We start from the raw sequence: 26,057 nt of genomic DNA on the forward strand, positions 1-26,057 counted from the left end.
GATTATAAAGCGCTTAATAAAGCATAACGGGGCGAATTAAGCAGTGGGTTGATCGGTTTCAAGCGCTTGAAGTTGCTGGCGGTTAGGTAGGCCTTCCATATCGCCAACCACCTGAATGGCTTGAGCACCAATGAGGTTGCCCCGTTGGGCTGCTTGACGTGCCGAGCAGCCGTCAAGCAGGCCGCTGATCACGCCGACAGCGAAACCATCGCCAGCACCTACGGTATCCACAACGTCTGCTACGTGGCAACCGTCTACCGTAAAGCTCTCTTCCTGCCCACCTAGGTTGCCGCGATAATAACTACCTTCCGGCCCCAGTTTGATGATCACCGCCGAGGCGCCTTGATCCAGATAGTAGCCTGCTACGTCGTAAGGCGTCTTCTGCCCAGTGAGAAGTTGGCCCTCTGAAAGCCCAGGTAATACCCAGTCGGAGAACATGGCAAGGGCATTGAGCGTCTTGCGCATGTCGGCTTCACTGGCCCATAGGCTGGGACGTAAATTGGGGTCAAAAGAAATACTCGCACCATTAGCTCGGGCTTCTTTAAGCGTATGGTAAGCGAGTTCACGCGCAGAGGCGGAGAGGGCGGGGGGAATGCCCGTTGCATGTACATGGCGCAGAGCGCCGAAGTCAATATCGCTAGCGTCTTGTGGGGATAGGTGGCTGGCCGCGCTGCCGCGACGAAAATACTCTACTTTTGGGTCTGCGCCGCCAAGTGCGCGCTCTTTAAACAGTAACCCAGTAGGGTGCTGGGTATCTGTATGAAGGTGACGGCAATCCAGCCCTTCGTTTTCTAACGTATTGCGAATAAAGTCGCCAAAGCTGTCACTGCCCACACGGCTTAACCAGCCGACATGAAACCCTAAACGCGACAGACCAATCGCCACATTGGTATCTGCGCCTGCAATGCGGCGCTGAAAATGCTCAACGTCGGAAAGCTTGCCGGGGGAGTCTGCCACGAACATGGTCATGGCTTCGCCAAAAGTGAGGACTTCTGGAGGGTTAGTAAAGGAGTGGGACATGGTTAGTCATCTCTTGATGTGGTTGGTCGTCGGTTAATGGGAACGATACCATTTATGTTGCTTTTATAAAGCTTGGGCGATCATAAAATGCTAACGCCGGGTGGAGCCTCTTGCGATTAGGGTAGGTGCAAAACTCAATGTTGTCGGCGGCGGCGTTGTTTGAGGTGTAATTCTATGCCTCAAGCAGTGAAGCGCCGTTTTCCCGATAGCATCGGTTGGCTGGGCAAGCGTGGTAATACCAGGAGGCACGAGATCGCACCAGTCGAGTTCATCAATGCCCATTAAGCCGAATTGACCAAGCGGTAGGCCTAGCTGCTGGAAAAGGCGCGTTATCGTCAAGGTCACATTGCCGTTGCCACACAGTACGGCGCAGGCGTGTTGAGGATGGGCGGCTAAAAAATGGCTTAGCGCCTGGCGCGTGTTGGTGTCACTTGATAACAGTAGCGTTGCATGGCTTAACGCACGCTGTTGGGCTCGCTGGTTAAAGCAGGCCAGCCGTCGTTGCCGTGTGCTTGACTGCTCAGGGGCTTCGCTGACATACAACACGGCTTGGTAACCCTGGGCAGAAAGGTGATCAAGTGCGCTATCAATCGCTAGCTGGTTATCAAGCCCTACTACTTCTGCATCCACATTGCTGACTTCGCGGTCTAGCAGCACGACTGGCGTTCCATGGTTGATGAAAGCCTGTAGTTGGGTTTCGGGGCTGCCGGTGGCATTAACCACCAAGCCTGCCACCTGATACGCACCCAGAAGGTCTAAATGCTGGCGCTCCTGCTCAGAATCGTTGTCGGTATTGCATACCAATAATGAGTAGCCGTACTGGCGGCATGCTTGTTCGACACCGTGGGTAATTGCCACGGAAAAAGGGTTGCGGATATCCGCTACCAGCATCCCGATGAGCTTGGAGCGCCCACCCTTGAGTCCACGCGCCATTTGGTTGGGCTGGTAATCTAGAGTGCTTGCTGCCTGGGCAATGCGGTCCTGAAGAGTGGGCGATAGACGTTCCCGTTCATCGCCAAAATAACGCGAAACGCTAGTTTTTGAAATACCGGCTAAACGGGCGACTTCAAGAATGGTAGAACGTCGTACTGCAGATGACATAATGGTCTTCGCGGAATGGGAACGGTTCCATTTTGTATATGCTTGACATCAAAAGCAACGGTACACAGTTAATTAGATGTGGTTAACCATATAAATATTGTAATCGGAGGGGGTTACCGCCCGGCTATTTGTAAATCTATTCATGTTTTTTGTTATAAGGGGTGGTTTTTTTGATAGCTTTTCGCTATGAGCAGCGTTGAGGAGTATGCCATTCGGCTGAGCAGGATGAATCAGGTAAACTGCGCGTTTCCTCGCAAAAGCGATGCCCGCGGTATGCACCCAAACGATTTACCAAAAAGCTATGACTTAACAGAGGCTGGAGATCGCTATTTCGATGGCTTGGTCGATAAGTTCTCCCGTTCACTCTATCAGGCACCCCGTGGCGAGTTGCGCTTAGTGATGCTCGACTATTTATTACCGCAAATGTTGCTTTTAAACGAGCAGAACGTCCTTGACGTGGGCGGCGGTCTGGGCCAACAAACGGCGTGGTTTGCCAAGCGTGGGCATAAGGTGACCATGGTGGAGCCTTCGAAAGACATGCTCAGTTATGCCCAACAGTGGCATCACGATGATCCGACGCTACCTCACTCCTCCATTATTTACCGGCAAGCGTCCTTGCAGGACCTGCCCCCGCAGGCACCGGGGCCATGGTCGCTGATTACTTGCCATGCAGTGTTGGAGTGGCTGGGTGACCCGCAAGCAGCCCTGACTAACCTAAGTGATCTGCTGGCGCCTGGTGGCCAGCTTAGCTTGATGGTGTTTAATCGCGATGCGCTGCGTTTCTCTAATGTGGTTAAAGGCAATCTTGAGAAGGCATTGAGTGGCCGATTGGAGGGGAAGGGAAAACGGCAACGTTTAACGCCCATTTCGCCGATAACGCACGCCGACATTGCCCAGTGGAGCGCAGCAAACGGACTGAAAATAGATGCCGTAGCTGGCATCCGAGTATTTCAAGATTACTTACGCCATCCCCCCGCAACGCCTGCAGAAAAAGAAACGCTACTGGCGCTGGAAAAACAGTACTGTCGCCAAGACCCGCACTGGCGATTGGGTCGTTACCTACTGTACACATTAACGAAACCGGAGAGCTCTGAATGAGTGCCCAAGCCCCTGCGTGTCAGTTATTAGAGCGCCAAAGAGATAAGTACGCAGCGCTATGGGTCGTAAGCCCGCCTGTGGATAGCTGGCTTATTGACCAGTCAGCGGGAGTGTTGAGCGGTGATTTTGCGGTGCTAAACGAATGGAAGGCAAAGGGCAAGCAAGCCCGGACACCTTTTGACTTGGCCGCGGGTGAGCCATTAGGAAAAGAAGTGGTGCTGTTTTGGCCAAAAGCCCATCAGTTAGGTATCTGGTGGCTGAAGTGGTTATGTGAACAGCTACCTAGCGGCACGCCGTTAGAGATTGTTGGCGAGCATCAAGGGGGGATCAAGCGTGTGCCCAAGATGCTGGATGAGCTGGGAATGAGGTGGGACAAGCGCGATAACGCGCGTCGCTGTTCACTCTTTGCCACCCATACCATTGCGTTAGATTCAGCTAGCGATAGCGCTTGGCAAAACATTGAAGCGCTGGGTTTAACGCTAGCCAGCCATCCCGGTGTCTTTGGTCATGGCAAAGTCGATGAAGGCACGTTATTAATGCTGGAAAGCATTGAGGATAGCTTGCCGAAAAAACCGCTCAAAGTACTGGATATGGGCTGTGGCGACGGTATTGTCAGCGCTTGGTTGGCCCAGCGTGGCCATCTTGTGACCGCCGTGGATATTAGTGCCTTTGCGATAGAAGCCTGTAAACGCACGTTAGCCGAGAATGGGCTCGAAGGGCGAGTACTCTGTAGCGATGTCTTTAGCGCGCTTGAGGAGGAGCAGTTTGACTGGATTATCAGCAATCCACCCTTCCATAAAGAGCGCGATATCAGCTATGGCCCAAGCCAGCGCTTGATTAGCCAAGCACCTGAACACTTAACCACTGGTGGACGCTTGGTGATTGTTGCTAACGGCTTTCTGCCTTATCCCGATCACTTGCAGCGTGCGTTCCAAGATTTTTATACGCTGGCCGACAATCGTCGTTTTAAGGTGTACGGTGCGATTAAACCAAGTCGTTAAACGCTAGAGGTGAGAGGCGGTTTATTCAGCAAAGAAAACATTTAAAACATGGTCTAAATGGACTTCCATGGCATGTCGAGCAGCGATAGGGTCACGCGATTCGATTGCGTTCACAATGCGTTCGTGGTCGTCTTGGGAGCGCTGGGGCATGTCTGTTTCCGTGAATAGCTCTTGGAGTCGGCGGAACATGGCACCGTATTGATGACCAAGCAGATGCTTGATGACAAGCGCATAGGCGGCATTGCCGGAGGCCTCGGCAATGCGGATATGCAGCAACCGGTCTCCGGCGCAGTTGCGTCCGCCATTAGCGTTGTCAGATACATTGCGTTCGAAGGCCAGGCGAATTGCTTTCAGGTCGTCATCGGTGGCATTCATGGCAGCCAAGGCGGTAATTTCTGGCTCCATATAACGCCGCGTTTGGAGCAGTGAGAAGGGTGGGATTTCTTCATCCAGGTTGAGCTCGATCTCGCTTTCGAACTCTGGGTCAAGTGCCCAAGCCTCGGTGCGTGCTGCGGCACGCATCACAGGCTCAAGGGGCGTCGCTCTAGACTCAAGTACCACCACGCCGTGCCCAACACGCACGGCTACTTGCCCAACCACTTCAAGTGCAATTAAGGCTTCTCTAACAGAGGCGCGGCTTACACCAAGCGATTGGGCCAGTTCCCGCTCAGGTGGCAGCAGCGCCCCTGGGGGGAACTCGCCATCGTTGATCAGTTGCTGCAATTGATCTGCAATCTGGCGATAAAGGCGCTGCGAGCGGATGGTTTGAATCGGCATTCGTGGTGTTTCCTATCCGTTTCATCGAAGGCATTCGACTAAGGTTTGCAAGACTAAGGTTTATAGCGACTAAAGTTGATCCTCTAAAGCTAATATTTAGCTTTTTGAGGCTTGCCAGGGCCAAAGTTGTTCTAGCATACTCGACTCATTGGTCAGGCCATTAGATATCTGGATGTTTTGGCCTGATGTATGTTCCCACTCTTTGCTAGGACGTGCCACCGCTTTTAGGGACGTCCTATAGCCGTTAGGGATAGCCATACCATGAGACTCAAAAACAAGACTGCTCTCATCACTGCCGCCGCGAATGGTATTGGTCGCGCCAGCGCCGAACGCTTTGTTGCCGAGGGCGCGCGGGTATTTGCCACAGATATTGATATTGCCACGCTAGAAGGGGTAAAAGGCGTTGAAGCGTATCGCTTGGATGTCACGGATAGCAAAGCGATTCACGAGCTAGCCAGTTCTCTACCCAATATCGACATACTCTTCAACTGTGCGGGAATGGTGGCGGGGGGATCTGTACTGGAGTGTGATGAAGCCACTTGGCAGCGTTCCCTGGATATTAATGTCACCTCTATGTTTCATACCTTGCAGGCTTTTTTACCGGGCATGCTAGTAAATGGGGGCGGCAGTATTATCAATATGGCTTCCCTGGCATCCAGCGTTAAAGGGGTGGCGAATCGCTGTGCTTATGGCGCTTCCAAAGCGGCGGTGATCGGTCTCACCAAATCAGTGGCTGCCGACTTTATGACACAAGGCATTCGTTGCAATGCTATCTGCCCAGGCACTGTTGAGTCGCCTTCATTAAAGCAGCGCATCGCTGAGCAGGCCCAGAAAGAGGGACGCAGTGAAGCGGATGTACTGGCGTCTTTTATTGCCCGCCAGCCAATGGGCCGGCTGGGAAGAGTTGAAGAGGTCGCGGCGTTGGCAACATTTCTAGCCAGTGATGAGTCTGAGTTTATTACGGGTACTACACAGTTGATTGATGGCGGCTGGGCAAACTGATTACTTTAGAAGGGATAACAATATGAAGCTTGTACGTTTTGGCTCTCCGGGCCAGGAAAAACCGGGCATCTTAGACAGTCAGGGGAAGGTGCGTGATCTTTCTTCTATCGTGGGTGATATTGCTGGCGATGTTTTAAGCGATGAAGCATTAACAAAATTGCGCGATATCGAGGTAACAGCACTGCCTGAAGTCTCGGCTGATACTCGTTTGGGGCCATGTGTAGGGCGTGTGGGTAAATTTATCTGTATTGGCCTCAACTATTCAGACCATGCGGCTGAAACCGGCGCCGAGGTTCCCGCTGAACCTGTCATTTTCAATAAGTGGACCAGCGCCATTTGCGGCCCTAATGACGATGTTGAAATCCCCCGCGGTTCCAAGAAGACCGACTGGGAAGTGGAGCTTGGGGTCATTATCGGCAAAGGTGGCCGTTATATTGATGAAACTGATGCGATGTCCCATGTGGCTGGCTTCTGTGTCGTCAACGACGTATCCGAACGCGAGTTTCAGCTAGAGCGCAGTGGTACCTGGGATAAAGGCAAAGGCTGCGATACGTTCGGCCCATTAGGCCCCTGGCTGGTAACTCGAGATGAAGTCGCGGACCCCCACCAGCTGAGTATGTGGTTAGAGGTGGACGGCCACCGCTATCAGGATGGCAATACCCGCACCATGGTCTATCAAGTGCCTTTTTTGATTAGCTACTTGAGTCGCTTTATGAGTCTGCAGCCCGGTGATGTGATTTCAACCGGAACGCCGCCAGGAGTTGGCATGGGGCAGAAGCCTCCTGTTTACCTTCGCAATGGACAGCAAATGCGCTTAGGGATTGAAGGCCTTGGTGAGCAGCTACAGCGCGTCATACAGGCGTAGTAAATAAAGTCTCTGGAATTATAACTATCAGCGGGTGATGCCCGTTGATAGTAGCAACACGATAAGTGTCAGGCCCAAGGCTAAAATATGGGTAATTTTTTTACCCAGAAAGGCCTGACCACTGGATCAATGTACCCATCGCTCTGCTTGGTTAGCCTTAGTGGCTTGGTGAGTTATTGGCGTGGTGAAAAGGAGCGCACTCATGCAAGTGCTTGTTTGTACAAAACCGCACCATCTGGAGCTAGCTAACGCCGATCGACCCGAGTGTTCGCCTGGGCAAGCGTTATTGCGTATTCGCCGTATCGGTATCTGTGGAACGGATATTCATGCTTATGGCGGCAACCAGCCCTATTTTGCATACCCTCGCGTGCTGGGCCACGAGCTAGCTGGTGAGGTAGTCGAGGTCGCTGACAACCAAGCCCAGCATTTACTAGGGAAGCAGGTTTACGTTATCCCTTACCTGCATTGTGGTGAGTGCCGCGCCTGTCTGCAGCATAAAACCAACTGCTGCCAGAACATGCAGGTGATTGGCGTCCATCAAGATGGCGGTATGGCGGAGTATTTGTCCGTTCCTACTACCCATTTGGTGGTATCGGAAACACTGAGTATCGATCAGCTCGCCCTGGTGGAGTGCATGGCGATTGGCGCTCACGCGGTTAGGCGCAGCGCGCTACAAGCGGATGAGCTTGCCATCATCGTTGGCGCTGGCCCGATTGGTATGGGCGTGCTGCAGGTGGCTAAAAGCCAAGGTGCACGCACACTGATGGTCGATACCAACGCTTCCCGGTTGGCTTTTTGCCGCGATGTATTGGGCGCTGATGCGGTGGCGAATCCTCAGGACGCCGATGTGGCTGAGCTAATAAGTCAATTGAATGGCGGCGCATTAGCGGATGTGGTGTTCGATGCCACCGGCAGCCCGCGTGCCATGCAGGCGGGGTTCGATCTGGCAGGCCACGGTGGGCGCTATGTGCTGGTCAGCGTGGTCAAAGCCGATATTACCTTTAACGACCCTGATTTCCACAAGAAAGAGCTGACCCTCATGGGGAGCCGAAACGCCACCCGAGAAGACTTCGATAACGTGGTGGCCCTGATGGAGAGCGGTGACATTAACGCCGAAGCCATGATTACTCATCGGGCACCGCTCGCCGACGTACCCACCCAAATGTCCCAGTGGTGTGACCCTGCCAATCAGGTTATCAAAGCCATGATTTCCATTGACGCTGAGGAAGTACGCCCGTGAGTGACCTGATCGCGAGCCAAACGCCCCATCTCACGCTGCGTGTCCATGCGGTGGATAATGTTCGCGTCGCGTTGACCGATCTACCCGCCGGCACGGTGATCGAGGATCAAGGCGTCAGTATTACGCTGCCTGGGCCTGTTCGTCATAAGCACAAGTTCGCCCTCAGCGATATGGCCGTGGGCGATATGGTCATTATGTACGGCGTTCGGGTTGGTAAAGTGACTCAGTCAATTGCTGCTGGTGGGGCGATTACCACTGAGAACTTGGTGCACTCAACGGAGGATTTAACCGGCAATATGCACCAGCAGGCGTGGCAGCCCCCGTCTGTGACCGCGTTTGAACAGACAACGTTTGATGGTTATCACCGCCCGGATGGGCGAGTTGGAACGGCGAATGTGTGGTTGGTAGTGCCTTTGGTGTTTTGTGAGAACCGCAATATTGAGGTGCTGCGCCAGTGCGTTGCCGATGCATTGGGGGACGACCCCTTTTATGACTACAAGCGTATGGCGAGGCAGTTGTTACATGGCGAAAATGCCGCTGAGTCGGTACTGCCTGCGGGTGAGCGGCTATTCCCCAATGTGGATGGCGTGCGTTTTCTGGTACACCAACAAGGGTGCGGCGGCACGGATGGCGATGCTGGAGCACTCTGCGAGTTACTCGCAGGCTACATTTGCCACCCTAACGTGGCTGGGGCCACGGTGCTTAGCCTGGGTTGTCAGAAAGCGCAGATCAGTATGCTACAGCAGGCGATCACGGCGCGTGATCCGAAAGGTCATAAGTCCGTAAGTTACTTCGAGCAGCAGGCATCCAACAGTGAAGAAGAGCTTATCCGCGATGCGCTGACAGCCATTTTTGATGGGCTGAAGAAAGCTAATCAATTGACACGACAACCGGCAGCGCTCTCTGAGCTCACCCTGGGCGTCGAGTGCGGTGGCTCGGATGGCTTTTCTGGGCTTTCTGCCAATCCTGTTGTCGGGGCTGTGGTAGATAGGATTGTGGCGCTGGGAGGGAGTGGTATTTTAAGTGAGTTCCCTGAGTTGTGCGGCGTTGAGCATGAGTTGCTCGCCCGCTGTGGTGATCCCCAAGTGGCCGAGCGGTTTACGTCGTTAATGACAGCTTATCAACGTCACGCCCACGCAGTGGGAGCTGATTTTTCCATGAATCCTTCACCGGGCAACGTTCGTGACGGCTTGATCACCGATGCGATGAAATCGGCGGGGGCTGCTAAAAAAGGCGGGGATAGTCCAGTGGTGGATGTGCTCGACTATACCGAGCCCATGACCCGCAAGGGCCTTAATCTGCTATGTACGCCTGGCAATGACGTTGAGTCTACAACAGGACTAGTGGGATCTGGTGCCAACTTGGTGCTGTTTACTACTGGTTTGGGTACCCCCACTGGTAATCCTGTGGCACCAGTGATCAAAATTTCCAGTAACAGCGAGATGGCAAGACGGATGAGCGATGTCATCGATTTCGACGCTGGTCCGGTTATTCGTGGTGAAGCAGGCATTGCAGAGCTCGCGGATGAGTTGCTGCAACTGTGTATCGATACCGCGTCGGGTCGTTATACCACCAAGGCAGAGCGCCTTTCACAGTTGGATTTTATTCCTTGGAAACGAGGAGTGTCATTGTGAAACTGCCGCTCTCTCAGGCGAGTATTGTTCAGTTTGGTACCAGCCGTTTTTTGCTGGGTCATGTGGCTGCTTTTGCTGCACAGGCGATTGAAAACGGTAACAGCCAGGAAGCCATTCTTGTCGTACAAACTTCTTCACGGCCCGAGGGGAAAGCCAAGGCAGTCGCGCTGGCACAGCAAGCAAGCTACCCGCTACATATTAGGGGATTGCGCAATGGCCAGCCCGTCGATGAGCAGCTCTCAATTGGTAGCGTTGCAGGCTGCCTGGTGGCTCAAGAGCAGTGGCAGGCGTTAGAGCACCACTTTATCTACATGGCACGCTGGGTGATCTCCAACACAGGGGACAGTGGCTACCAAGTGGCAGATGACACTAGTCTCGCTGATGTGCCCTCAAGCTTTCCCGGTAAGCTCACCAAGCTACTCTATGCACGTTTTAGTGCAGGGCAGCCAGGCTTGACACTGCTGCCTTGTGAATTGATCGGCAGCAATGGTCACGTATTGAAGGAAATAGTGCTTCAACTGGCGCGTCGGGATTATCACGATACACCCTTTGAAGAGTGGTTAGCGGCCCATTGTTGCTGGGTCAATACGCTTGTGGATCGCATCGTTTCGGCCCCTTTGGAGCCCGTCGGCGCAGTTGCCGAGCCTTATGCGCTTTGGGCAATACAACAAACACCAGGTCTGGTAATGCCCTTTGAGCACCCTGCCGTTGAGATGGCAAGTTCACTTCAGCCGTTTGAATTACGCAAACTGCACATTCTCAATTTAGCGCATACCTATCTTGTCGATCAGTGGCGCCAGAATGGGTTAACAGAGTCCGTTACCTACGTAAGAGAGGCTATGCAGGAGCCATGGCTACGTAATGGCCTCAGCGAAGTCATGATGCAAGAGGTATTGCCCGTGTTGGCCCGTGAACTGCCGGATATGGATTTAAACGCCTATTGGCATAACACCTTGGAGCGGTTCGACAACCCCTACCTGGATCATCGGCTTGAGGATATTGCAAATTATCATGGCGATAAGCTGACACGGCGATTGGAACCTGTGGTGGAACTAGGAATTAAATATGAGATCGCCACTCCACGGCTTTGTGCAGCGCTTGGCAGGAAGTAGAAGGCAGTAAGCCCCTTATAAGGAGGTGCTATGTAAATCACATGGCAGAGATAATAGCGCTCTATTACTGCAGTATTATCTTATGTAGATAAATTGTATATAAAACAACACTGCCTTCAGGGTAGGAACAATAACCGTCGTTACACACAAAAAAAATGGAGTACATCATGCGTCTAAATAAACTCTCTATCGCGATTACGCTTGCTACGGTCACCAGCATTGGCTTTGTCAGTGCTGCCCAAGCAAACACTGTGATTCGTGTGGCTTATGGCAACCAGCCCGGTGAACCGGTAGATGTCGCTGTAAATCAATGGGCCGAATGGGTCAATGAAGCAAGTAATGGTGAAATAGAGCTTAAAGCTTTTCCAGCAAGCCAATTAGGCTCTGAAACCGAGGTGATGGAACAGGCTCGTTTCGGTTCCGCCATCATTTCGATTACGGCTTACAGCAACTTTCTAGACTCGGTTCCCGACCTCGCCGTACTGGATGCCCCCTATTTGAGCGAAGACTTTGAGACCAAACTCAAGGTATTTGACTCTGAATGGTTTGCTGACCAAATGACGCAGGTAGCATCCTCCGGGTATCACATTGTAATTCCTAACGCCGTATACGGTGTTCGCCATTTGTTAACACGTGAGCCGGTGAATAGCCCTGATGACCTCGACGGTGTGGGCGTACGTGTCCAGAACTCGCAGATGTATGTCGAAGCCATTCGTGCCATGGGCGCGACACCAACACCTATGTCACTGGGGGATGTCTATCCCGCTTTGGCTCAGGGAATGGTAGATGGTGTCGAGAACCCTGCTGCCGTGCTCTTTGGCGGAAAGTTTCACGAGGTGGTCAAGCATCTTAGCCTGACGGCGCATATGCATACCGTGGCACCTTTCGTTACGGGACAGGCATTTTGGGATCAGCTGGATGAAGAGCAGCAGCAGATTCTGACTGATACCGGCCAGCAAATGGCTGAATATCTTGCTGAGCTTGTCGCAGAAGATAGTGAACAGGCGCTGGAGAAACTGCGCAGCGAAGGCGTAGAGATTCACGAGGTTGATACCACCCCCTTCCGTGAGCGAGCTGCAGAACAGATTCCCACCGCGTTCCCTCAGTGGAGTGATGGTCTCTATGACGATGTCTACGAGATCATCAACGGCTGATTAGCGTGTGATTTTATGGTACCCCAGCGCCTGCTGGGGTATCTGGTCAAGGAGTCTGGTATGAAGCGTATTTTTACGTGGCTAGATCGAGTGATGCGGCTGGATGAGGTTATCGCGACGGCAGCTGTTTTCGCGCTCTTTTTAGTAGCTATCAGTAATGTTTTTATGCGTTATCTGTTTAATTTCCCTTTGGCTTGGACAGAAGAGGTACTTCAGTTACTGCTGGTCTGGGCCACTTTTCTGGGGGGCTAGTGCGTTGGTGCGCCGCCGCGAGCATGTATTCATCAGCTTCGTTACCGATAAGCTTCCACCCCGCTTAGCGCATTGGAATGAGCAGCTATTCAGCGTGGGCATCATTTTAATGAGTGCTCTGGCCATGCTGTATTGGGGCACCCAATTACTCAGTATTTCAGCATTTCGCAGTACGCCGATGCTGCAAATTCCCTATTACTGGATTCATGTGGCGATTCCCGTTAGCGCAGTGGTAATGATATATCACTGCGTGGTGCGGTTGTTTCAGCGACATAAACCATAGGAGACAACCACATGGCTGTCACGACTGCTCTTGGCGCACTGTTTGTGTTGTTTTTATTAGGTACGCCTGTCGCCTTTGCACTGTTTTTCTCGACGTTTCTATACTTCATCGTGGGTGCCGATCAACCGATGATGCTGCTGATCCAACGCCTGGCCGGAGGACTGGAGTCGGTTTCGCTGTTGGCGATCCCGTTTTTCATTATGGCTGGCGTCTTCATGAACTATTCGGGTATCACTGACCGTTTACTCAGGCTGGCTGAGCTGCTGACGCGACGCATGCATGGCGGATTGGCGCAGGCCAACGTGCTGTTGAGTACTTTTATGGGCGGGCTTTCCGGTTCCAACATTGCCGATGCCGCCATGAACGCAAAACTGCTAGTGCCCAGCATGACTGAGAAGGGCTATCCCAAGTCTTTTTCCAGTGCGGTTACGGCGGCGTCGTCATTGATTACCTCGACAATTCCACCTGGTATTGCTTTGATCGTGTATGGCTACGTCAATAACGTTTCAATTGGGCGGCTATTTCTAGCGGGAGTAGTACCGGGTGTGTTGATGGCCATCAGTTTGATGGTGCTGGTTTCATATTTATGTCGTCGGCATCATTATCAGCCACCTGAGCGCAAGAAGGTGACACGTCATGAGTGGGTGAGTGTTACCCGTGCAGGTGTTATCGCCTTGATGCTGCCATTGGTGGTGATTGGCGGTATTCGGATTGGTGTCTTCACGCCGACAGAAGCCGGTGCTATTGCGGTGCTTTATGCGCTAATTGTTGGCGTTTTTGTCTATAAGCAGATGACGCCAAAAAGCATCGCCATGGCAACCAATGAGTCACTTCTTGCCTCTGTCAATGTGCTCTTTATTATTGCCGTGGCATCAGGGTTTGCTCGCTTCCTTACTTGGGAACAGATACCGCAAGAGATCGCTATGCTGCTCTCATCCCAAGTAGGTAGCGCGATTGTCTTCCTGCTATTAGCTAATTTGCTACTGTTGGTGTTAGGGATGTTTCTGGAAGGCAATGCCATCCTGATTGTGCTTTCACCCCTCCTGGCTCCAGTCGCGGCTCAGTTCGGTATTGATCCGGTTCATTTCGGCATTATTTTCATCATTAATGCCACCATTGGCACGATTACCCCGCCGCTGGGAACGGTGATGTTCACGACCTGCAGTATTACGGGGGTTAGCGTTGCTTCTTTTATTCGCGCCGTCATGCCGTTCTGGCTAGTTATGGTATGCATCCTGCTACTGACCACCTTCGTTCCCGCAATCTCTCTCGCGTTGCCCGCGCTCGTTTTCTAAATAAATCGTTTTAATGCCGGCCCTCTGCTTAAATGCAGGGGGGCATTTCCTCACACTTGCCACAATCAGCCGCCCACGAATTGACCTTTAAGGTCTATGATGCAAATAAGTAGTCGTTAATTTAACGGCAGTTTGTGGGAGTGGTTGAAATGGCGGGCAGTATTCGAAATACGGCGGTACTGGCAAGTGCCGTTTTGCTTGGCGGGTTGCTGGCAATAGGGCTGGTTGTCGGCGGCAGCTATATCAAGAGAGCTGCTGAAGTGTGGCAGCAGTCGTCCCGCAGCGTGACAGTGCGCGGCTTATCAGAGCGGGAAGTGCCAGCAGATTTAGTGCTTTGGCCGTTCAACTACAGTGTCAGCGCCAATAGCTTGGGCGACCTTGAGCAGCAGTTGTCCAGGGATGAGCAGGCGATTCGCGATTTTCTTAAGGCCCAGGGCTTTGCCCCAGAGCATGTTAGTTCGACAGCGCCACGAATTACCGATCAATTTAGCAACCAATACGGCGGTCAGCGCCCGGATGAACGCTACCGTGCCGAAGCGACGCTGCTACTGCGCTCCCCCAATGTTGAGGGCGTGATTGAGGCGATCCCTAGCGCTACTTCGCTGGTGCGTGAAGGCGTGCTGCTTTCACCCAGCTATGAATACCGCACGGAATTTTTATTCACCGGGCTTGATGACATCAAGCCCGAAATGATTGCAGCGGCAACGGCGGATGCGCGCAACGCCGCACAGCAGTTTGCTGAAGATTCCGGTAGCCAAGTGGGGCAGATTCGTCAGGCCACGCAAGGCTACTTTTCCATTGAAGATCTGGATAGCTACACGCCACAAACCAAACGCGTCCGCGTCGTCACCACGGTGGACTATTCTTTACAGGACTAGGCTTAATAGGAACGCGCCAAGGGAAGGGCGCTCAGCCCGTGTAGTCTAGGGCGGTGATGGTATAAAACATCTCACCATTGGGGGTGAGCACCTTCGCCTCATCGCCTATCTGCTTGCTCAGCAGGGCCTTGGCCATGGGGGCATCGATACTGATCCAGCGTTTTTTAGTGTCGATTTCATCGTGGCCAACAATCCTGAGATGTACCTGCTCGCCGTTTTCATCTTCCAGGCTCACATAGGCGCCGAAAAACACCTTGCTAGTATCGGCAGGCAGCCGATCGACAATTTGCAGTTCGTCTAAACGTTTTGTCAGGTAGGTAATCCGGGCAATAACCCGATTTAGCTCTTTCTTATTATAAGTGTAATCTGCGTTTTCACTGCGATCGCCCTGAGCGGCGGCTTCGCCGACTTTCTCTGAAAGGGCCGGGCGTTTAACCCGTGAAAGATGATCCAGTATAGCGCGCAGACGTGACGCCCCTTCCGGGGTGATCAGATTGCTCTTAGGGGCTTGACGCGGATCTTTGGCTGGATCGCGCCAGCGGGTCATGTTGCGGCCTTTCATTACCTGTTCCCCTTCGTGTTTCGAGCTACCTACTTTACGTTAATTGCGCGAAGCATACCAAGCAACATGCCACTGGCGAATCATTCAAACGTTCGTTACATTATGTGAGAGGCCCGCCATTGGTGAGTCTACGCTGGACAATAATAATTCAGGAGCATGTATGCGAACTCTCTATTTTTTACCCATGTCTTTACCACGTTCCCTGATCGCCGCCGCGATGAGTACCGCGCTGGTGCTGTCACCGTTGACCGCGACCGCCTTCGAAGGCGAGCTGTTTTCGTTGAAAAACCGCTGGGAGCACACCGTGACGGAGATGCCTGCCAATGAGCGAGAAAGTACGTTGAAAGCGTTGGCCGGCGAAGTGGAACAATTGGCTGAACAGCACGAAGATGAAGCTGACATACTTGTCTGGCAGGGCATTATTTTGGCCTCCTATGCCCGGGAAAGGGGTGGCTTGGGCGCCTTGGGAACCGCAGGTGATGCGCGCGATGCGCTGGAGCAAGCGATTGAAATCGATCCGCAAGGGCTGAATGGTTCGGCCTACGTCACGCTAGGCGCGCTTTACGACCGCGCGCCGGGTCGACCACTCGGCTTCGGCAATAGCGAGACGGCTGAACGCATGTTCCAGCGTGCTCTGGAGATCCGCCCGGACGGTATCGATGTTAACTACTACTATGCCGCTTTCTTGAAAGAAGAGGGCAATGAGCAGGCAGCGCGTGAGCATGCCGAGCGGGCGGTTAACGGCACCGCTCGCGAGAACCGGCAAGTCTCAGATGAAGCGCTGCGTCGCGATGCCGAGACGCTGCTCAATCAGCTTTAATCCGCTAACTGGATTGGCATTCCCGGTGGCAAGCATTGATAATAGATCGATTATCACCACCGGGAGTGCTCCATGGCGTCTAGCCCTAAAAACGCTGAGTTTGGAAATTCTCCATCTCAAGAGGCCCCTTTTCGAAGCTCAGCGCTTAGCGTTCCGCAGTTAAAGCGCGGTGACGTTGAGCTGCTCAAGCGTGAGGCGTTGCATCAAGGGTTTTTCCGCCTGGAAGGCCTGGAACTTCGTCACCGCCTATTCGAAGGTGGCTGGAGCGAACCTATAAGCCGAGAAGTACACAGCCGTTTTGACGCGGTAGGTGTGCTGCTTTACGACCCTGCCCGCGATTTAGTGGTATTGATTGAGCAGTTTCGCGCAGGCGCCATTGATGATGCCGTGTCTCCCTGGAAGCTCGAGCTGGTGGCGGGTCTGGTGGAAGATGGCGAGTCACTGGAAGACGTGGCCCGCCGTGAAGCGTGGGAAGAAGCGGGTTGTAAAGTGGCCGCACTGACCAAATTACACACTTATTATCCAAGCCCCGGCGCCTGCAACGAGGAAGTGACCCTATTTTGTGGTTTGGTGGATTGCCAAGGGCTAGGTGGGATTCATGGCTTAGACGAAGAGCATGAGGACATTCGGGTACATGTCATGCCGTTTGCCAATGCCTGGGAGCTCTTGACGCAGGGACGACTCGACAACGCCATGTGTCTGATTGGACTACATTGGCTTAATAGCCAACGAGCCTCACTTCGCGCCGCTTCACAGCAGGCGCTGACACAAAGCGAAACCGACGAGGAGTGAACATGGCGAGAACGGCCTATGTCACCGATTTAAAATCGCTCCAAGGGGAGTGCAGCGCCAACTATTTACGTTTGGTGCGACTGGTGGGCGATATGGAGGCCGGACAGCGTCGTGATATTGCCCTGCGCGGCGATAAACAGCATTTCGGCGATCTGCATCTGTATATTCAAGAGCAGGCGCCTTACACCACCATGGTGAATGTTTCTCAAACTGGCCCGTTAGATACCGTCATGGAAGGGCCGCGTATGCGCGTACACCTCTATCACGATGTGCGCATGGCGGAAGTGACCGACTTTCAGCGCGAGCGTCACTTTAGTGGCCGCTACCGTTATCCTAACGCCCGTATGCATCAGCCGGATGAGAAGCTTCAACTCAACCGCTTCCTGGGCGAGTGGCTGGCTCACGGCCTTGCCCACGGCCACAGTGTTGACGTGCCGGAGACTCCCTAATGCGTGTGGTTCAGATTACCGACGCCCATCTCTATGCGGATACCGCAGCGCGTTCCCGCGCGGGAATACCCTGGCGACAGTTTCAGCAGGTGTTGAGTGCCGTTGTCACTGAAAAGCCCGATATCGTGCTGTTTACCGGTGACGTGAGCCAGGACGAGTCAGCTGCTTCCTACGCTTTGGCGGTGGAGGCGCTGGAGCAGTTGCCTTGCCCCTGGTACTGGCTGCCGGGTAATCACGATCAGCCCGAGTTCATGGCTGCCGAGCGTCCGATGGTCGATCAAGTGGACTTGGATTTGTGGCGCATACTGATGCTCAATACCCAGGTGGAGGGCAAGCCCCACGGCGAACTGGGAAGCGAGCGCCAAGATCAGCTCGCTGAACAGTTAAAGAGCGACGATCGCCCCACGCTGATTGCCATGCACCATCCGCCGGTTAACGTGGGTGCGATGTGGATGGATGCCATTGGCCTACAAGATCGCGACGCGTTTTGGGAACTGCTAAGCCAACACCCTCACGTCAAGATCATCTTGTTTGGACACGTGCACCAAGCTTACGCCGAGCATCGCCGAATAGGCGAAGCGACGATTGATGTTTATGGCTGTCCTGCGATGGCCGATCAGTTTATGCCTGGTGCAGAGCAGTTCGCCATCGATGAAGCTTCCCGCCCTGGCTATCGCATTATCGATTTGGCGAGGAGCGATACCCAGGAAAGCGAGTGGCAGAGCTGGATTGAGCGCATTGATTAGACGGTTTATTGCTCCCTTATTTTTAGATAGGTTTTTTAGGAATAAAAAGATAGTTATTAATTCTTTTGGGTTATTACTGGCTCGGCGTTACCCTACCCACATTCGAACGTACATTTATTGATAACGTACGCTGATTTTAGCTTGTGTGACGAGCTTGTTCTTGTGAGGTAAGGGGCCATGACCCAATTGTCTACATTGTCGTCAAAAGAGCGGTCTTCAGAGACGCGTTCTTCATCTTCAGCGACGCAGGAGGAGGCTTTTAATGCACCCGATGCCGCGCGCTTGACCCACCTTAAGCAGTTAGAAGCTGAGTCCATTCATATTATTCGTGAAGTCGCCGCCGAGTTTGCCAACCCGGTAATGATGTACTCCATTGGCAAAGACTCGTCGGTCATGCTGCACCTGGCGCGTAAAGCATTTTACCCGGGTACACCGCCATTCCCGCTGATGCATGTAGATACAACGTGGAAGTTTCGCGAAATGATCGAGTTTCGTAACCGCATGGCAGAAGAAGCGGGTATGGAGCTGATTGTGCATACCAACGAAGAGGGGCGGGCGGCCAATATCAACCCCTTCGACCACGGCAGTGCCAAATACACCGATATCATGAAAACCCAGGCGCTCAAGCAGGCGTTGGATAAATACGGTTTTGATGCAGCCTTCGGTGGCGCCCGCCGCGATGAAGAAGCCTCACGTGCCAAAGAGCGCGTTTATTCGTTTCGCGATAAGTACCACCGCTGGGATCCCAAGAATCAGCGCCCAGAGCTGTGGAACGTGTATAACGCCAAGGTCAATAAAGGCGAATCAATCCGCGTATTCCCGCTCTCTAACTGGACCGAGCTGGATATCTGGCAGTACATCTACTTAGAGTCGATTCCTATCGTGCCGCTCTACTACTCGGCCAAGCGCCCAGTGATCGAGCGTGACGGTATGCAAATTATGGTGGATGACGACCGCATGCCGTTAGCGCCTGGCGAGGTGCCGGAAGAGAAATCGGTGCGGTTTAGAACCCTAGGCTGCTACCCGCTGACCGGTGCGGTGGAATCCGAAGCCTCAACGCTTCCGGAAATTATTCAAGAGATGCTGCTGACCCGAACCAGTGAACGCAGTGGCCGCGCCATCGATCGCGATCAGGTAGGTTCGATGGAGAAGAAAAAGCGCGAGGGATACTTCTAATGTCTCACCAATCTAATTTAATCGCCGACAATATTGAGCAGTATCTGCACGAGCATGAAAACAAAGACCTGCTACGTTTTATTACCTGCGGCAGCGTCGACGACGGTAAATCGACGCTGATTGGCCGTCTGCTTCACGACTCGAAAATGATCTTTGAAGATCAACTGGCAGCGATCACTCAGGCTTCTAAAACCAGTGGTACGACCGGTGATACCGTTGATCTGGCGTTGTTGGTGGATGGCCTGCAGTCAGAGCGTGAGCAGGGCATTACCATTGATGTCGCGTACCGCTTTTTCTCTACCGATAAGCGCAAGTTTATTATCGCCGATACGCCTGGGCATGAGCAGTACACCCGCAACATGGCCACAGGCGCTTCAACCGCCAGCCTGGCGATTATCCTGATCGATGCCCGCTACGGCGTGCAGACCCAGACTCGCCGCCATAGCTTTATTGCCGACCTGCTGGGTATCCAACACCTGGTGATTGCAGTCAATAAGATGGATCTGGTGGACTTCTCCGAGCAGCGCTTTAACGAGATAGTCGATGAGTACCGCGCCTTTGCCACTAATCTGCAGGCGCCGGACATTCGCTTTGTGCCGATGTCGGCGCTGAATGGCGACAACGTGGTCAATCGCAGCGAACACACGCCCTGGTATTTTAACGACAGTTACCAGGGGCAAACGCTGATTGAACTGTTGGAAAGTGTCGAGATTACACGCGATCAGAACCTCAGCGATCTGCGCTTGCCGGTGCAGTACGTCAACCGCCCGAACCTTGATTTTCGCGGTTATTGCGGCACCTTAGCCGCGGGTGTGTTGCGCCCAGGGCAAGCCGTTAAGGCACTCCCCTCGGGTAAAACGTCGCGGGTTGCACGGGTTGTTACTTATGATGGTGACCTTGACGCGGCCTATCCAGGCCAGGCGATCACGGTGACCCTGGAAGATGAGATCGATATCTCCCGTGGCGACTGGCTGGTGGCAGCAGATAGCGAACTACCGCTCGCCAACACCTTTAAAGCCGATATTGTCTGGATGCAGGAAGAGGCGTTAACGCCGGGTAAGCTCTACGATTTCAAACTGGCAACCCGCGATCTTTCCGGTCAGGTCAGTGCGATTGATTACCAGATAGACGTCAATACCCTCGAGAAACATGCCACTCACTCGCTGAGTCTAAATGCGATTGCCCGCTGCGACGTAGAGCTAACCGCCGCTATTCCGGTGGATAATTACCGCACTAGCCCTGGCACCGGCAGCTTTATCATCATTGATCGGTTGACCAACGTGACCGTAGGCGCCGGTATGATCCGCGGCACGGTAAGCGCTCCAGGCAGTGTTTCAAGTACCACCGATTGGGCGGCCTTTGAGCGTGACTTGAATTCCCTGGTGCGTAAGCATTTCCCTCACTGGGAAGCGAAAGATATCAGCGGTTTATTCAACCGCTAAAAAGCTTGGACGCACGCACCGCAGCATAAAGCACAACGGCACGCCTTGAAGGCGTGCCGTTTTTTTGGATGAGTTGAAACATTACTCAGCGTTAGGGAAAAACAGCTGCTGACCATCTACCTCAAAATCCGCAATCGCTTGCTGGCCTTTATCGGAAACCAGCCACTCGTGCCACTGGGCGGCGAGGTCGTGCTTCAAGTGCGGGTGACGCTCTGCCGAGAGCAATAGGCTGCCATACTGATTAAACAGTGCTTCATCGCCTTCAAACAGCAGGGTTAAGTCTTGCGGATTGTCAAAGGCGACCCAGGTGGCGCGATCGGTAAACGTATAGGCGTCCATGCCCGCGGCGGTATTCAACGTAGGGCCCATGCCGCTGCCCAGCTCGCGGTACCACTCACCCTGTGGCGTGACCCCAGCATCTTCCCACAAACGGAGTTCAGCGCGGTTGGTGCCACTGTCATCGCCGCGCGAAGCAAAGGGGGACTCGCTTTCCGCTATACGCTGCATGGCGTCGATTACGTTTTCGCTGTCACTGATACCCGCCGGGTCATCACTCGGCCCAACAATAACGAAATCGTTATACATCACATTGAGGCGTTCAGTAGCATAGCCCTCCGCTACAAACTTCTCTTCACCGGCAGTGTCATGCACTAAAAGGCTATCGGCATCACCACGGCGACCTATTTCAAACGCTTGGCCGGTACCGACAGCCACCACGCGAACCTCAATGCCCGTCTCTTCGGTGAAGGTGGGGATGATCGTGTCGAACAAGCCTGAATTTTCAGTCGAGGTGGTGGACGCCAGGGTAATGTAATCATCCGCCGCCATCAGTATGCCGCTAAAGGTCACACCCAGGGCGCCTGCCGTTATCAATGCGGTGGCTTGCTTCATTTTATTGCTCCTTGCTCATTTTTTGATTAGTCACAGAGTTCACGCCTTTCGGAGTTACCAAACCAGCTCGCCCCGAATAAATGCCCCTGCCTCAGATGAAGAGGGGGCAGTAAAAAAATCATTGGCTGGGGTATGTTCGAGTAATTCGCCGTTATGCAAAAACAGCACGTCGTTGGCTAAGCGACGCGCTTGATGAAGATCATGGGTAGTCATCACGATACGGGTGCCGCTGTGATGGAACTCAAGAACCGCATCTTCAACTGCTTTGATAGCCGCCGGGTCGAGTGCCGAGGTGGGTTCGTCTAAAAAAAGCACTTGCGGATTGAGCAGCCATGCTCTCGCCAGCGCTAAGCGCTGCTGCTCACCGCCGGAAAGCACTCGCGCAGGCCGTTTGGCGAGGTGCGCTAAACCAAACTTTTCAAGGGCACTCATCGCCTGAGCTTTTCGAGGTAATGCTTTCAGTTCTGGTCGTGCCGCTTTGTTGATCGCTAACACATAGGTCAGGTTATCCAGCGCTGAGCGACGCAGTAACACGGGACGCTGGAAAACCATGGCTTGTGCAGGCTGTGCGCCTTGCCAGCGAACGGTGCCGCTAGTAGGCGTTAACAGGCCGTGGGCTAAGCGCATGAGCAGACTTTTGCCCGCACCGTTAGGGCCCATAATTAGCGTACGCTGGCAGCCTACTAGGCGCAGCGACGTCGGCTTAAGCAGCGTATGGCCACGATGGATAAAGCCCACGCTGTCGAGCTCGAGAGTGGCGACGGGGGGCATATGATGTGCGTTCATCCCAACCGCCTTTTCGCCGTTTCGCCGATCATATGGGCAATCGCGTTAATCATGGTGACCAGGGCGAGCAGAATGATCCCTAAACCTAGCGCCATGGGGAGGTTGCCCTTGCTGGTTTCCAGCACAATGCTGGTGGTCATCACGCGGGTCACACCATCGATATTGCCACCCACAATCATTACCGCGCCCACCTCGGCGCTGGCGCGGCCAAAGCCCGCCAGTATCACTGTTAACAGTCCAAAACGCGCATCCCACAGCAGAGTGGGGATCATACGGAGGCGCGTTAGCCCTAGTGAGTTCAACTGCTCTGCATACTCGCCGTGAAGCGCTTCCACCTGCTGGCGGGTAAGGGCGGCGATGATCGGTAGTACCAAAATCACTTGAGCGATCACCATGGCCGTAGGGGTGAACAGCAGCCCCCATTCACCTAGGGGGCCTGCGCGTGAAAGCAGTAGGTAAACGCAAAGCCCTGCGACCACTGGCGGCAAGCCCATGAGCGCATTAAGGGCGACAATGACGACGTTACGTCCGGGAAAACGCCATAGCGCCAGCGCAGCGCCTAATGGTAGGGCTATCAGGCTGGCAATCATCACCGCCATAAGCGACACCTGCAGCGAAAGCATCACGATGTCGATTAATGCGCTATCCATGCTCAGGATCAGGGTAAGGGCGGTACTAAAGGCGTTGTCACTGGTCAGCATTGAGCGTTGGTATCATTTTGTATGTGAACTGTGGTGAGAAAACGACTGTACGAGAATTGGCATGATGTATCTAAAAGTGACTTAATGCACTCTGTGCTGGAATAGATGCAGTTCTATGCAGTTAAACTACGAAAATTGCCGTTTGTATTTGTGCAGTGAGGTTTCCTTTCTATGTCTGAACGACATGCTTACCTGACCACGGCAGAGGTCGCCGACTACTTGCGCCTAAAAGAGCGCAAGGTGTATGACTTGGTGCGCCAAGGCCAGATCCCGTGTAGTCGGGTCACGGGAAAGCTGCTGTTTCCCCGTCAGCAAATTGACCTATGGGTGTTGAACCATTTGGAAGGGGATCAGGCGCAGCGTTTATCAGTACCGCTAGTGGTCGCGGGTAGTCAGGATCCACTGCTTGAGTGGGCTATTCGAGAAAGCGGCTCTGATTTGGCAATGCTCTGCCAAGGCAGTGGTGACGGTGTGCGGCGGTTGCTCGATGGCAAGGCGATGCTGGCGGGTATTCATCTGCTGGATGCGACCACTCAGCGCTACAACGAACCCGGCGCACTCGGTTTAAGCGGTATGCGTGATCTGTTGATAGTGCACTGGGCTAAGCGCCGCCAGGGGCTGCTATTGCCAGCCGACAACCCGCTGAAGATTGCCGGGCTGGGTGATTTAAAACGAACCGATGTCCGCGTAGCGCATCGCCAACCCGACGCGGGAGCAGCAAGACTGCTGAGCTGTTTGCTACAGCAAGCGGGAGTAGAGAGCTCGACGCTTAACTGGGCGCCACACGCTTCCTTAAGTGAAGATGACTTGGCACTCAGCATTGGTCAGGGCGAAGCGGATGTAGGCTTGGGCGTGGAAGCCGCCGCCCATCGCCAGCAACTGGGCTTTATTCCACTTTGCGAGGAGCCGTTTGATTTAATTATGCAGCGGCGCAGCTATTTCGAACCTGCCGTACAGCAGCTGATGGCGTTTGCTCAACAAGCCCGTTTCGCAGAGCGTTCAATACAGTTGGGTGGTTATACTATTGCTGAGACAGGCAAGATTGTACATAACGCCTAGCGTCCCCGATAGCCTTGATTGATTAGCAGGGTAGCTTGACGCTGTTACTATATGCGCCACAATAGTGAGGCGTTACTGACGCAAATCATCACGAAAAGGAGAGCATGATGAAACAAGCACTGAATGGTAAACGAGTAGCTATTTTAGCCGCCGCTGGTTTTGAAGAGTCTGAGTTGAGCGTGCCGCGTGCCGCCTTACAGAAAGAGGGCGTAGAGGTTCACATTGTAACGCCTGATGGTAAGGGCATTCGTGCTTGGGCGGAAACTGAGTGGGGCGATACCTACGAGGCAGATAAAGCCCTTGCCGATGTCAATGAATCTGACTACCACGCATTGGTTCTGCCCGGTGGCTTATTCAATCCCGACGAACTGCGCACTAACGATGAAGCGTTGAGCTTCGTAAAAGGGTTTTTCCAGGCAGGCAAGCCTGTCGCCGCTATTTGCCATGCTCCATGGATTTTAATTAACGCAGGCGTAGTTGAAGGGCGTCGTATGACTTCTGTTCCTAGCGTTGCACAAGACCTTCTTAATGCTGGCGCTGAATGGGTGGATGAGCCCGTCGTTGTCGACAGTGGCCTTGTAACCAGCCGTACGCCAAAAGACTTGGATGCCTTTAATGCCAAGTTACTCGAAGAATTGCAGGAAGGTCGTCACTCCGGTCAGCACGCTTGATGGGGCTATTGCGTCAGTGGGCAAGCTTTGCCAAAAGGCTTGTCCACGTTATTTCCAAACCCATTAAAGGAGACAGTAGCCGTGGGGGGATGGTAGTCCATCCTTACCGCGGCTATGGTTCCCAGAATGAAATATTTGTCATGGGCAGGGTTTTTCGTCAAGCCGCGCTGGGTCGCGCGATTCCCCGCCATGGCATGTTGCGCGATACGGCTGACGTCGCGCGGCGCATTTTTCGCCGCGGGCTTGCCGATGCGCAGGTAGAGGTTCGAATTGGTGATAATCAGCTCTGTGTCAGCACCGATCGCGATGGCTATTTCGATGTCCATTTGCCGATCAGTCATACCTTGCCGATAGATGTCTCCTGGCACCGCGCTGATATTTTGGTACACCGTGCGGACCAAACGACGGTGCGTACTCATGTAGAAGTCTACGTGCCACCACCAGAAGCGGATTTGCTGGTGATTAGCGATATCGATGACACCGTTATGTTTACCGGTGTGGCAGAGAAGCTCAAAATGCTTTATCGCCTATTTGTCAAAAAACCCCACCGCCGCACCGCTTTCCCTGGCGTCGCATCGCTTTATCAAGCGTTGCACCGAGGCGTTAGTGAGCGTGCAGAACGGCCTATTTTATATGTCTCGCGTGGGCCGTGGGCGATTTACGAAATGCTCGAAACGTTTTTTCAGATCAATCGTATTCCTGTTGGACCAATACTCTTCTTGCGCGAATGGGGGATCTCCTGGCGTCGCCCCTGGCCACGGCGTGCTGAAGAGCATAAGCGTGATTTGATCGACCGTATGCTGACCCTCTACCACGATATGCCGTGTATACTCATTGGCGATAGCGGCCAGCACGATCCAGAAGTGTATATCGAAATCGTCAAAGCCTACCCAAATCGCATTAAAGCTATCTATATTCGGCGAGTGGATAAAAATTCTAAAAGGGAAGCGGCTATTCAACGACTGCGCGATAAGTTGGCTGGCACCCAGTGTGATCTGGTGCTTGCGGCCGATAGCGTGCTGATTGCCGAGCATGCCCATGCCCAGGGTGATATCTCCGCGCACGGTTTGCAGGCAGTCAAGCGCGACGTAGAAGAGCATCGCGACAATCCAGACTAACCGCCATTCCGCCTAATGCTGTTGTCACGTCAGCCCCCATGGTAAAAGCTAAGCTGAAAAGAGCATTGATGACCGTCGATGATTTTCAGCCGTTTTTTAGACGGTTCTATGTAGGCGGTTCTATTTAGACAA

General features: G+C 53.4%; 28 protein-coding genes. 21 read left to right on the forward strand and 7 right to left on the reverse strand.

Annotated elements, in window-relative coordinates; all coding sequences use genetic code 11:
* Positions 1 to 36: 36 nt before the first annotated feature.
* Both ACXUPB_RS07835 and ACXUPB_RS07840 read right to left on the reverse strand, forming a co-directional pair.
* The gene (locus ACXUPB_RS07835) at positions 37 to 1,020 is read right to left on the reverse strand and encodes a sugar kinase (RefSeq protein WP_035566577.1); all 984 of its coding nucleotides are present in this window, start codon (positions 1,018 to 1,020) and stop codon (positions 37 to 39) included.
* A gap of 90 nt (positions 1,021 to 1,110) precedes the next feature.
* Positions 1,111 to 2,121: a LacI family DNA-binding transcriptional regulator gene (locus tag ACXUPB_RS07840; protein WP_472956140.1), complete on the reverse strand. Its 1,011-nt coding sequence runs from the start codon at positions 2,119 to 2,121 to the stop codon at positions 1,111 to 1,113.
* A 273-nt stretch (positions 2,122 to 2,394) separates the two neighbouring features.
* Here ACXUPB_RS07840 and ACXUPB_RS07845 point away from each other — a divergent pair, with 273 nt between their 5' ends.
* Entirely contained in the window at positions 2,395 to 3,219 is an 825-nt protein-coding gene (locus ACXUPB_RS07845) for a methyltransferase domain-containing protein (RefSeq protein WP_335596850.1), read from the forward strand.
* Entirely contained in the window at positions 3,216 to 4,220 is a 1,005-nt protein-coding gene (locus ACXUPB_RS07850) for a methyltransferase (protein ID WP_472956142.1), read from the forward strand. Before ACXUPB_RS07845 ends, ACXUPB_RS07850 begins: the two co-directional genes overlap by 4 nt.
* A 21-nt stretch (positions 4,221 to 4,241) precedes the next feature.
* On the opposite strand, the gene ACXUPB_RS07855 is transcribed toward ACXUPB_RS07850, so the two are convergent.
* A complete protein-coding gene (locus tag ACXUPB_RS07855) occupies positions 4,242 to 4,997 on the reverse strand; it encodes a FadR/GntR family transcriptional regulator (RefSeq protein WP_179915418.1) in 756 nt (251 codons plus the stop codon).
* A gap of 261 nt (positions 4,998 to 5,258) precedes the next feature.
* Between ACXUPB_RS07855 and ACXUPB_RS07860 the strand changes: the two genes are divergently transcribed.
* The 10 genes from ACXUPB_RS07860 to ACXUPB_RS07905 all read left to right on the forward strand — a co-directional run bounded on the left by ACXUPB_RS07860 (position 5,259) and on the right by ACXUPB_RS07905 (position 14,712).
* Positions 5,259 to 5,999, forward strand: coding sequence for an SDR family oxidoreductase (locus ACXUPB_RS07860; RefSeq protein WP_179915417.1), 741 nt, complete (start codon positions 5,259 to 5,261; stop codon positions 5,997 to 5,999).
* A 22-nt stretch (positions 6,000 to 6,021) separates the two neighbouring features.
* Positions 6,022 to 6,864 (forward strand): fumarylacetoacetate hydrolase family protein, encoded by an 843-nt coding sequence (locus tag ACXUPB_RS07865; RefSeq protein WP_035566564.1) that lies wholly within the window; start codon positions 6,022 to 6,024, stop codon positions 6,862 to 6,864.
* Between the two features lie 202 nt (positions 6,865 to 7,066).
* Positions 7,067 to 8,104 (forward strand): zinc-binding alcohol dehydrogenase family protein, encoded by a 1,038-nt coding sequence (locus tag ACXUPB_RS07870; RefSeq protein WP_035566562.1) that lies wholly within the window; start codon positions 7,067 to 7,069, stop codon positions 8,102 to 8,104.
* Positions 8,101 to 9,738, forward strand: a complete 1,638-nt coding sequence (locus ACXUPB_RS07875; protein ID WP_179915415.1) for a UxaA family hydrolase — start codon at positions 8,101 to 8,103, stop codon at positions 9,736 to 9,738. The genes ACXUPB_RS07870 and ACXUPB_RS07875 overlap by 4 nt, the downstream gene beginning before the upstream one ends.
* On the forward strand, positions 9,735 to 10,850 hold the full coding sequence (locus ACXUPB_RS07880) for a mannitol dehydrogenase family protein (protein WP_035566557.1): 1,116 nt from the start codon (positions 9,735 to 9,737) through the stop codon (positions 10,848 to 10,850). The genes ACXUPB_RS07875 and ACXUPB_RS07880 overlap by 4 nt, the downstream gene beginning before the upstream one ends.
* Before the next feature lie 167 nt (positions 10,851 to 11,017).
* The gene (locus tag ACXUPB_RS07885) at positions 11,018 to 12,004 is read left to right on the forward strand and encodes a C4-dicarboxylate TRAP transporter substrate-binding protein (protein WP_179915414.1); all 987 of its coding nucleotides are present in this window, start codon (positions 11,018 to 11,020) and stop codon (positions 12,002 to 12,004) included.
* A 60-nt stretch (positions 12,005 to 12,064) separates the two neighbouring features.
* Positions 12,065 to 12,256, forward strand: coding sequence for a TRAP transporter small permease (locus tag ACXUPB_RS07890; protein ID WP_246361744.1), 192 nt, complete (start codon positions 12,065 to 12,067; stop codon positions 12,254 to 12,256).
* A 7-nt stretch (positions 12,257 to 12,263) separates the two neighbouring features.
* The gene (locus tag ACXUPB_RS07895) at positions 12,264 to 12,539 is read left to right on the forward strand and encodes a TRAP transporter small permease (RefSeq protein ID WP_281662198.1); all 276 of its coding nucleotides are present in this window, start codon (positions 12,264 to 12,266) and stop codon (positions 12,537 to 12,539) included.
* Positions 12,540 to 12,550: 11 nt separating this feature from the next.
* Positions 12,551 to 13,834 carry a TRAP transporter large permease gene (locus tag ACXUPB_RS07900; protein ID WP_035566551.1) on the forward strand — a complete coding sequence of 428 codons (1,284 nt, stop codon included), beginning with the start codon at positions 12,551 to 12,553 and terminating at the stop codon, positions 13,832 to 13,834.
* Between the two features lie 149 nt (positions 13,835 to 13,983).
* A complete protein-coding gene (locus ACXUPB_RS07905; RefSeq protein WP_179915413.1) occupies positions 13,984 to 14,712 on the forward strand; it encodes an SIMPL domain-containing protein in 729 nt (242 codons plus the stop codon).
* 31 nt (positions 14,713 to 14,743) lie between these two features.
* Here ACXUPB_RS07905 and greB read toward each other — a convergent pair whose 3' ends face one another.
* Positions 14,744 to 15,274, reverse strand: a complete 531-nt coding sequence (greB, locus tag ACXUPB_RS07910) for a transcription elongation factor GreB (RefSeq protein ID WP_008957606.1) — start codon at positions 15,272 to 15,274, stop codon at positions 14,744 to 14,746.
* A gap of 160 nt (positions 15,275 to 15,434) precedes the next feature.
* Here greB and ACXUPB_RS07915 point away from each other — a divergent pair, with 160 nt between their 5' ends.
* The 6 genes from ACXUPB_RS07915 to cysN all read left to right on the forward strand — a co-directional run bounded on the left by ACXUPB_RS07915 (position 15,435) and on the right by cysN (position 20,699).
* Complete coding sequence (locus ACXUPB_RS07915) at positions 15,435 to 16,094, forward strand: tetratricopeptide-like helical (RefSeq protein WP_035566547.1); 660 nt, start codon at positions 15,435 to 15,437, stop codon at positions 16,092 to 16,094.
* Positions 16,095 to 16,166: 72 nt separating this feature from the next.
* Entirely contained in the window at positions 16,167 to 16,886 is a 720-nt protein-coding gene (locus ACXUPB_RS07920) for an NUDIX domain-containing protein (protein WP_035566545.1), read from the forward strand.
* 2 nt (positions 16,887 to 16,888) lie between these two features.
* Positions 16,889 to 17,335, forward strand: a complete 447-nt coding sequence (locus tag ACXUPB_RS07925; protein ID WP_035566543.1) for a DUF1249 domain-containing protein — start codon at positions 16,889 to 16,891, stop codon at positions 17,333 to 17,335.
* Positions 17,335 to 18,081 carry a phosphodiesterase gene (locus tag ACXUPB_RS07930; protein WP_472956150.1) on the forward strand — a complete coding sequence of 249 codons (747 nt, stop codon included), beginning with the start codon at positions 17,335 to 17,337 and terminating at the stop codon, positions 18,079 to 18,081. The genes ACXUPB_RS07925 and ACXUPB_RS07930 overlap by 1 nt, the downstream gene beginning before the upstream one ends.
* A 177-nt stretch (positions 18,082 to 18,258) precedes the next feature.
* Positions 18,259 to 19,257 carry a sulfate adenylyltransferase subunit CysD gene (gene cysD / locus ACXUPB_RS07935; RefSeq protein ID WP_472956151.1) on the forward strand — a complete coding sequence of 333 codons (999 nt, stop codon included), beginning with the start codon at positions 18,259 to 18,261 and terminating at the stop codon, positions 19,255 to 19,257.
* On the forward strand, positions 19,257 to 20,699 hold the full coding sequence (gene cysN, locus ACXUPB_RS07940) for a sulfate adenylyltransferase subunit CysN (RefSeq protein WP_472956153.1): 1,443 nt from the start codon (positions 19,257 to 19,259) through the stop codon (positions 20,697 to 20,699). The genes cysD and cysN overlap by 1 nt, the downstream gene beginning before the upstream one ends.
* Before the next feature lie 81 nt (positions 20,700 to 20,780).
* On the opposite strand, the gene ACXUPB_RS07945 is transcribed toward cysN, so the two are convergent.
* From ACXUPB_RS07945 to ACXUPB_RS07955, 3 genes are read right to left on the reverse strand one after another with little or no spacing between them, the layout of a single operon-like run.
* Complete coding sequence (locus ACXUPB_RS07945; protein WP_472956155.1) at positions 20,781 to 21,590, reverse strand: ABC transporter substrate-binding protein; 810 nt, start codon at positions 21,588 to 21,590, stop codon at positions 20,781 to 20,783.
* A gap of 54 nt (positions 21,591 to 21,644) precedes the next feature.
* Positions 21,645 to 22,376 carry an ATP-binding cassette domain-containing protein gene (locus ACXUPB_RS07950; protein ID WP_035566532.1) on the reverse strand — a complete coding sequence of 244 codons (732 nt, stop codon included), beginning with the start codon at positions 22,374 to 22,376 and terminating at the stop codon, positions 21,645 to 21,647.
* The gene (locus tag ACXUPB_RS07955; RefSeq protein ID WP_035566530.1) at positions 22,373 to 23,077 is read right to left on the reverse strand and encodes an ABC transporter permease; all 705 of its coding nucleotides are present in this window, start codon (positions 23,075 to 23,077) and stop codon (positions 22,373 to 22,375) included. Before ACXUPB_RS07955 ends, ACXUPB_RS07950 begins: the two co-directional genes overlap by 4 nt.
* A gap of 171 nt (positions 23,078 to 23,248) precedes the next feature.
* Here ACXUPB_RS07955 and ACXUPB_RS07960 point away from each other — a divergent pair, with 171 nt between their 5' ends.
* The 3 genes from ACXUPB_RS07960 to ACXUPB_RS07970 all read left to right on the forward strand — a co-directional run bounded on the left by ACXUPB_RS07960 (position 23,249) and on the right by ACXUPB_RS07970 (position 25,925).
* The gene (locus tag ACXUPB_RS07960) at positions 23,249 to 24,136 is read left to right on the forward strand and encodes a helix-turn-helix transcriptional regulator (protein ID WP_035566528.1); all 888 of its coding nucleotides are present in this window, start codon (positions 23,249 to 23,251) and stop codon (positions 24,134 to 24,136) included.
* Positions 24,137 to 24,243: 107 nt separating this feature from the next.
* Positions 24,244 to 24,807: a type 1 glutamine amidotransferase domain-containing protein gene (locus ACXUPB_RS07965; protein ID WP_339933851.1), complete on the forward strand. Its 564-nt coding sequence runs from the start codon at positions 24,244 to 24,246 to the stop codon at positions 24,805 to 24,807.
* Positions 24,807 to 25,925 (forward strand): App1 family protein, encoded by a 1,119-nt coding sequence (locus ACXUPB_RS07970; RefSeq protein ID WP_472956158.1) that lies wholly within the window; start codon positions 24,807 to 24,809, stop codon positions 25,923 to 25,925. The genes ACXUPB_RS07965 and ACXUPB_RS07970 overlap by 1 nt, the downstream gene beginning before the upstream one ends.
* Positions 25,926 to 26,057: the final 132 nt, after the last annotated feature.

The sequence above is a fragment of the Vreelandella sp. DA03-1M genome, from assembly GCF_055725665.1.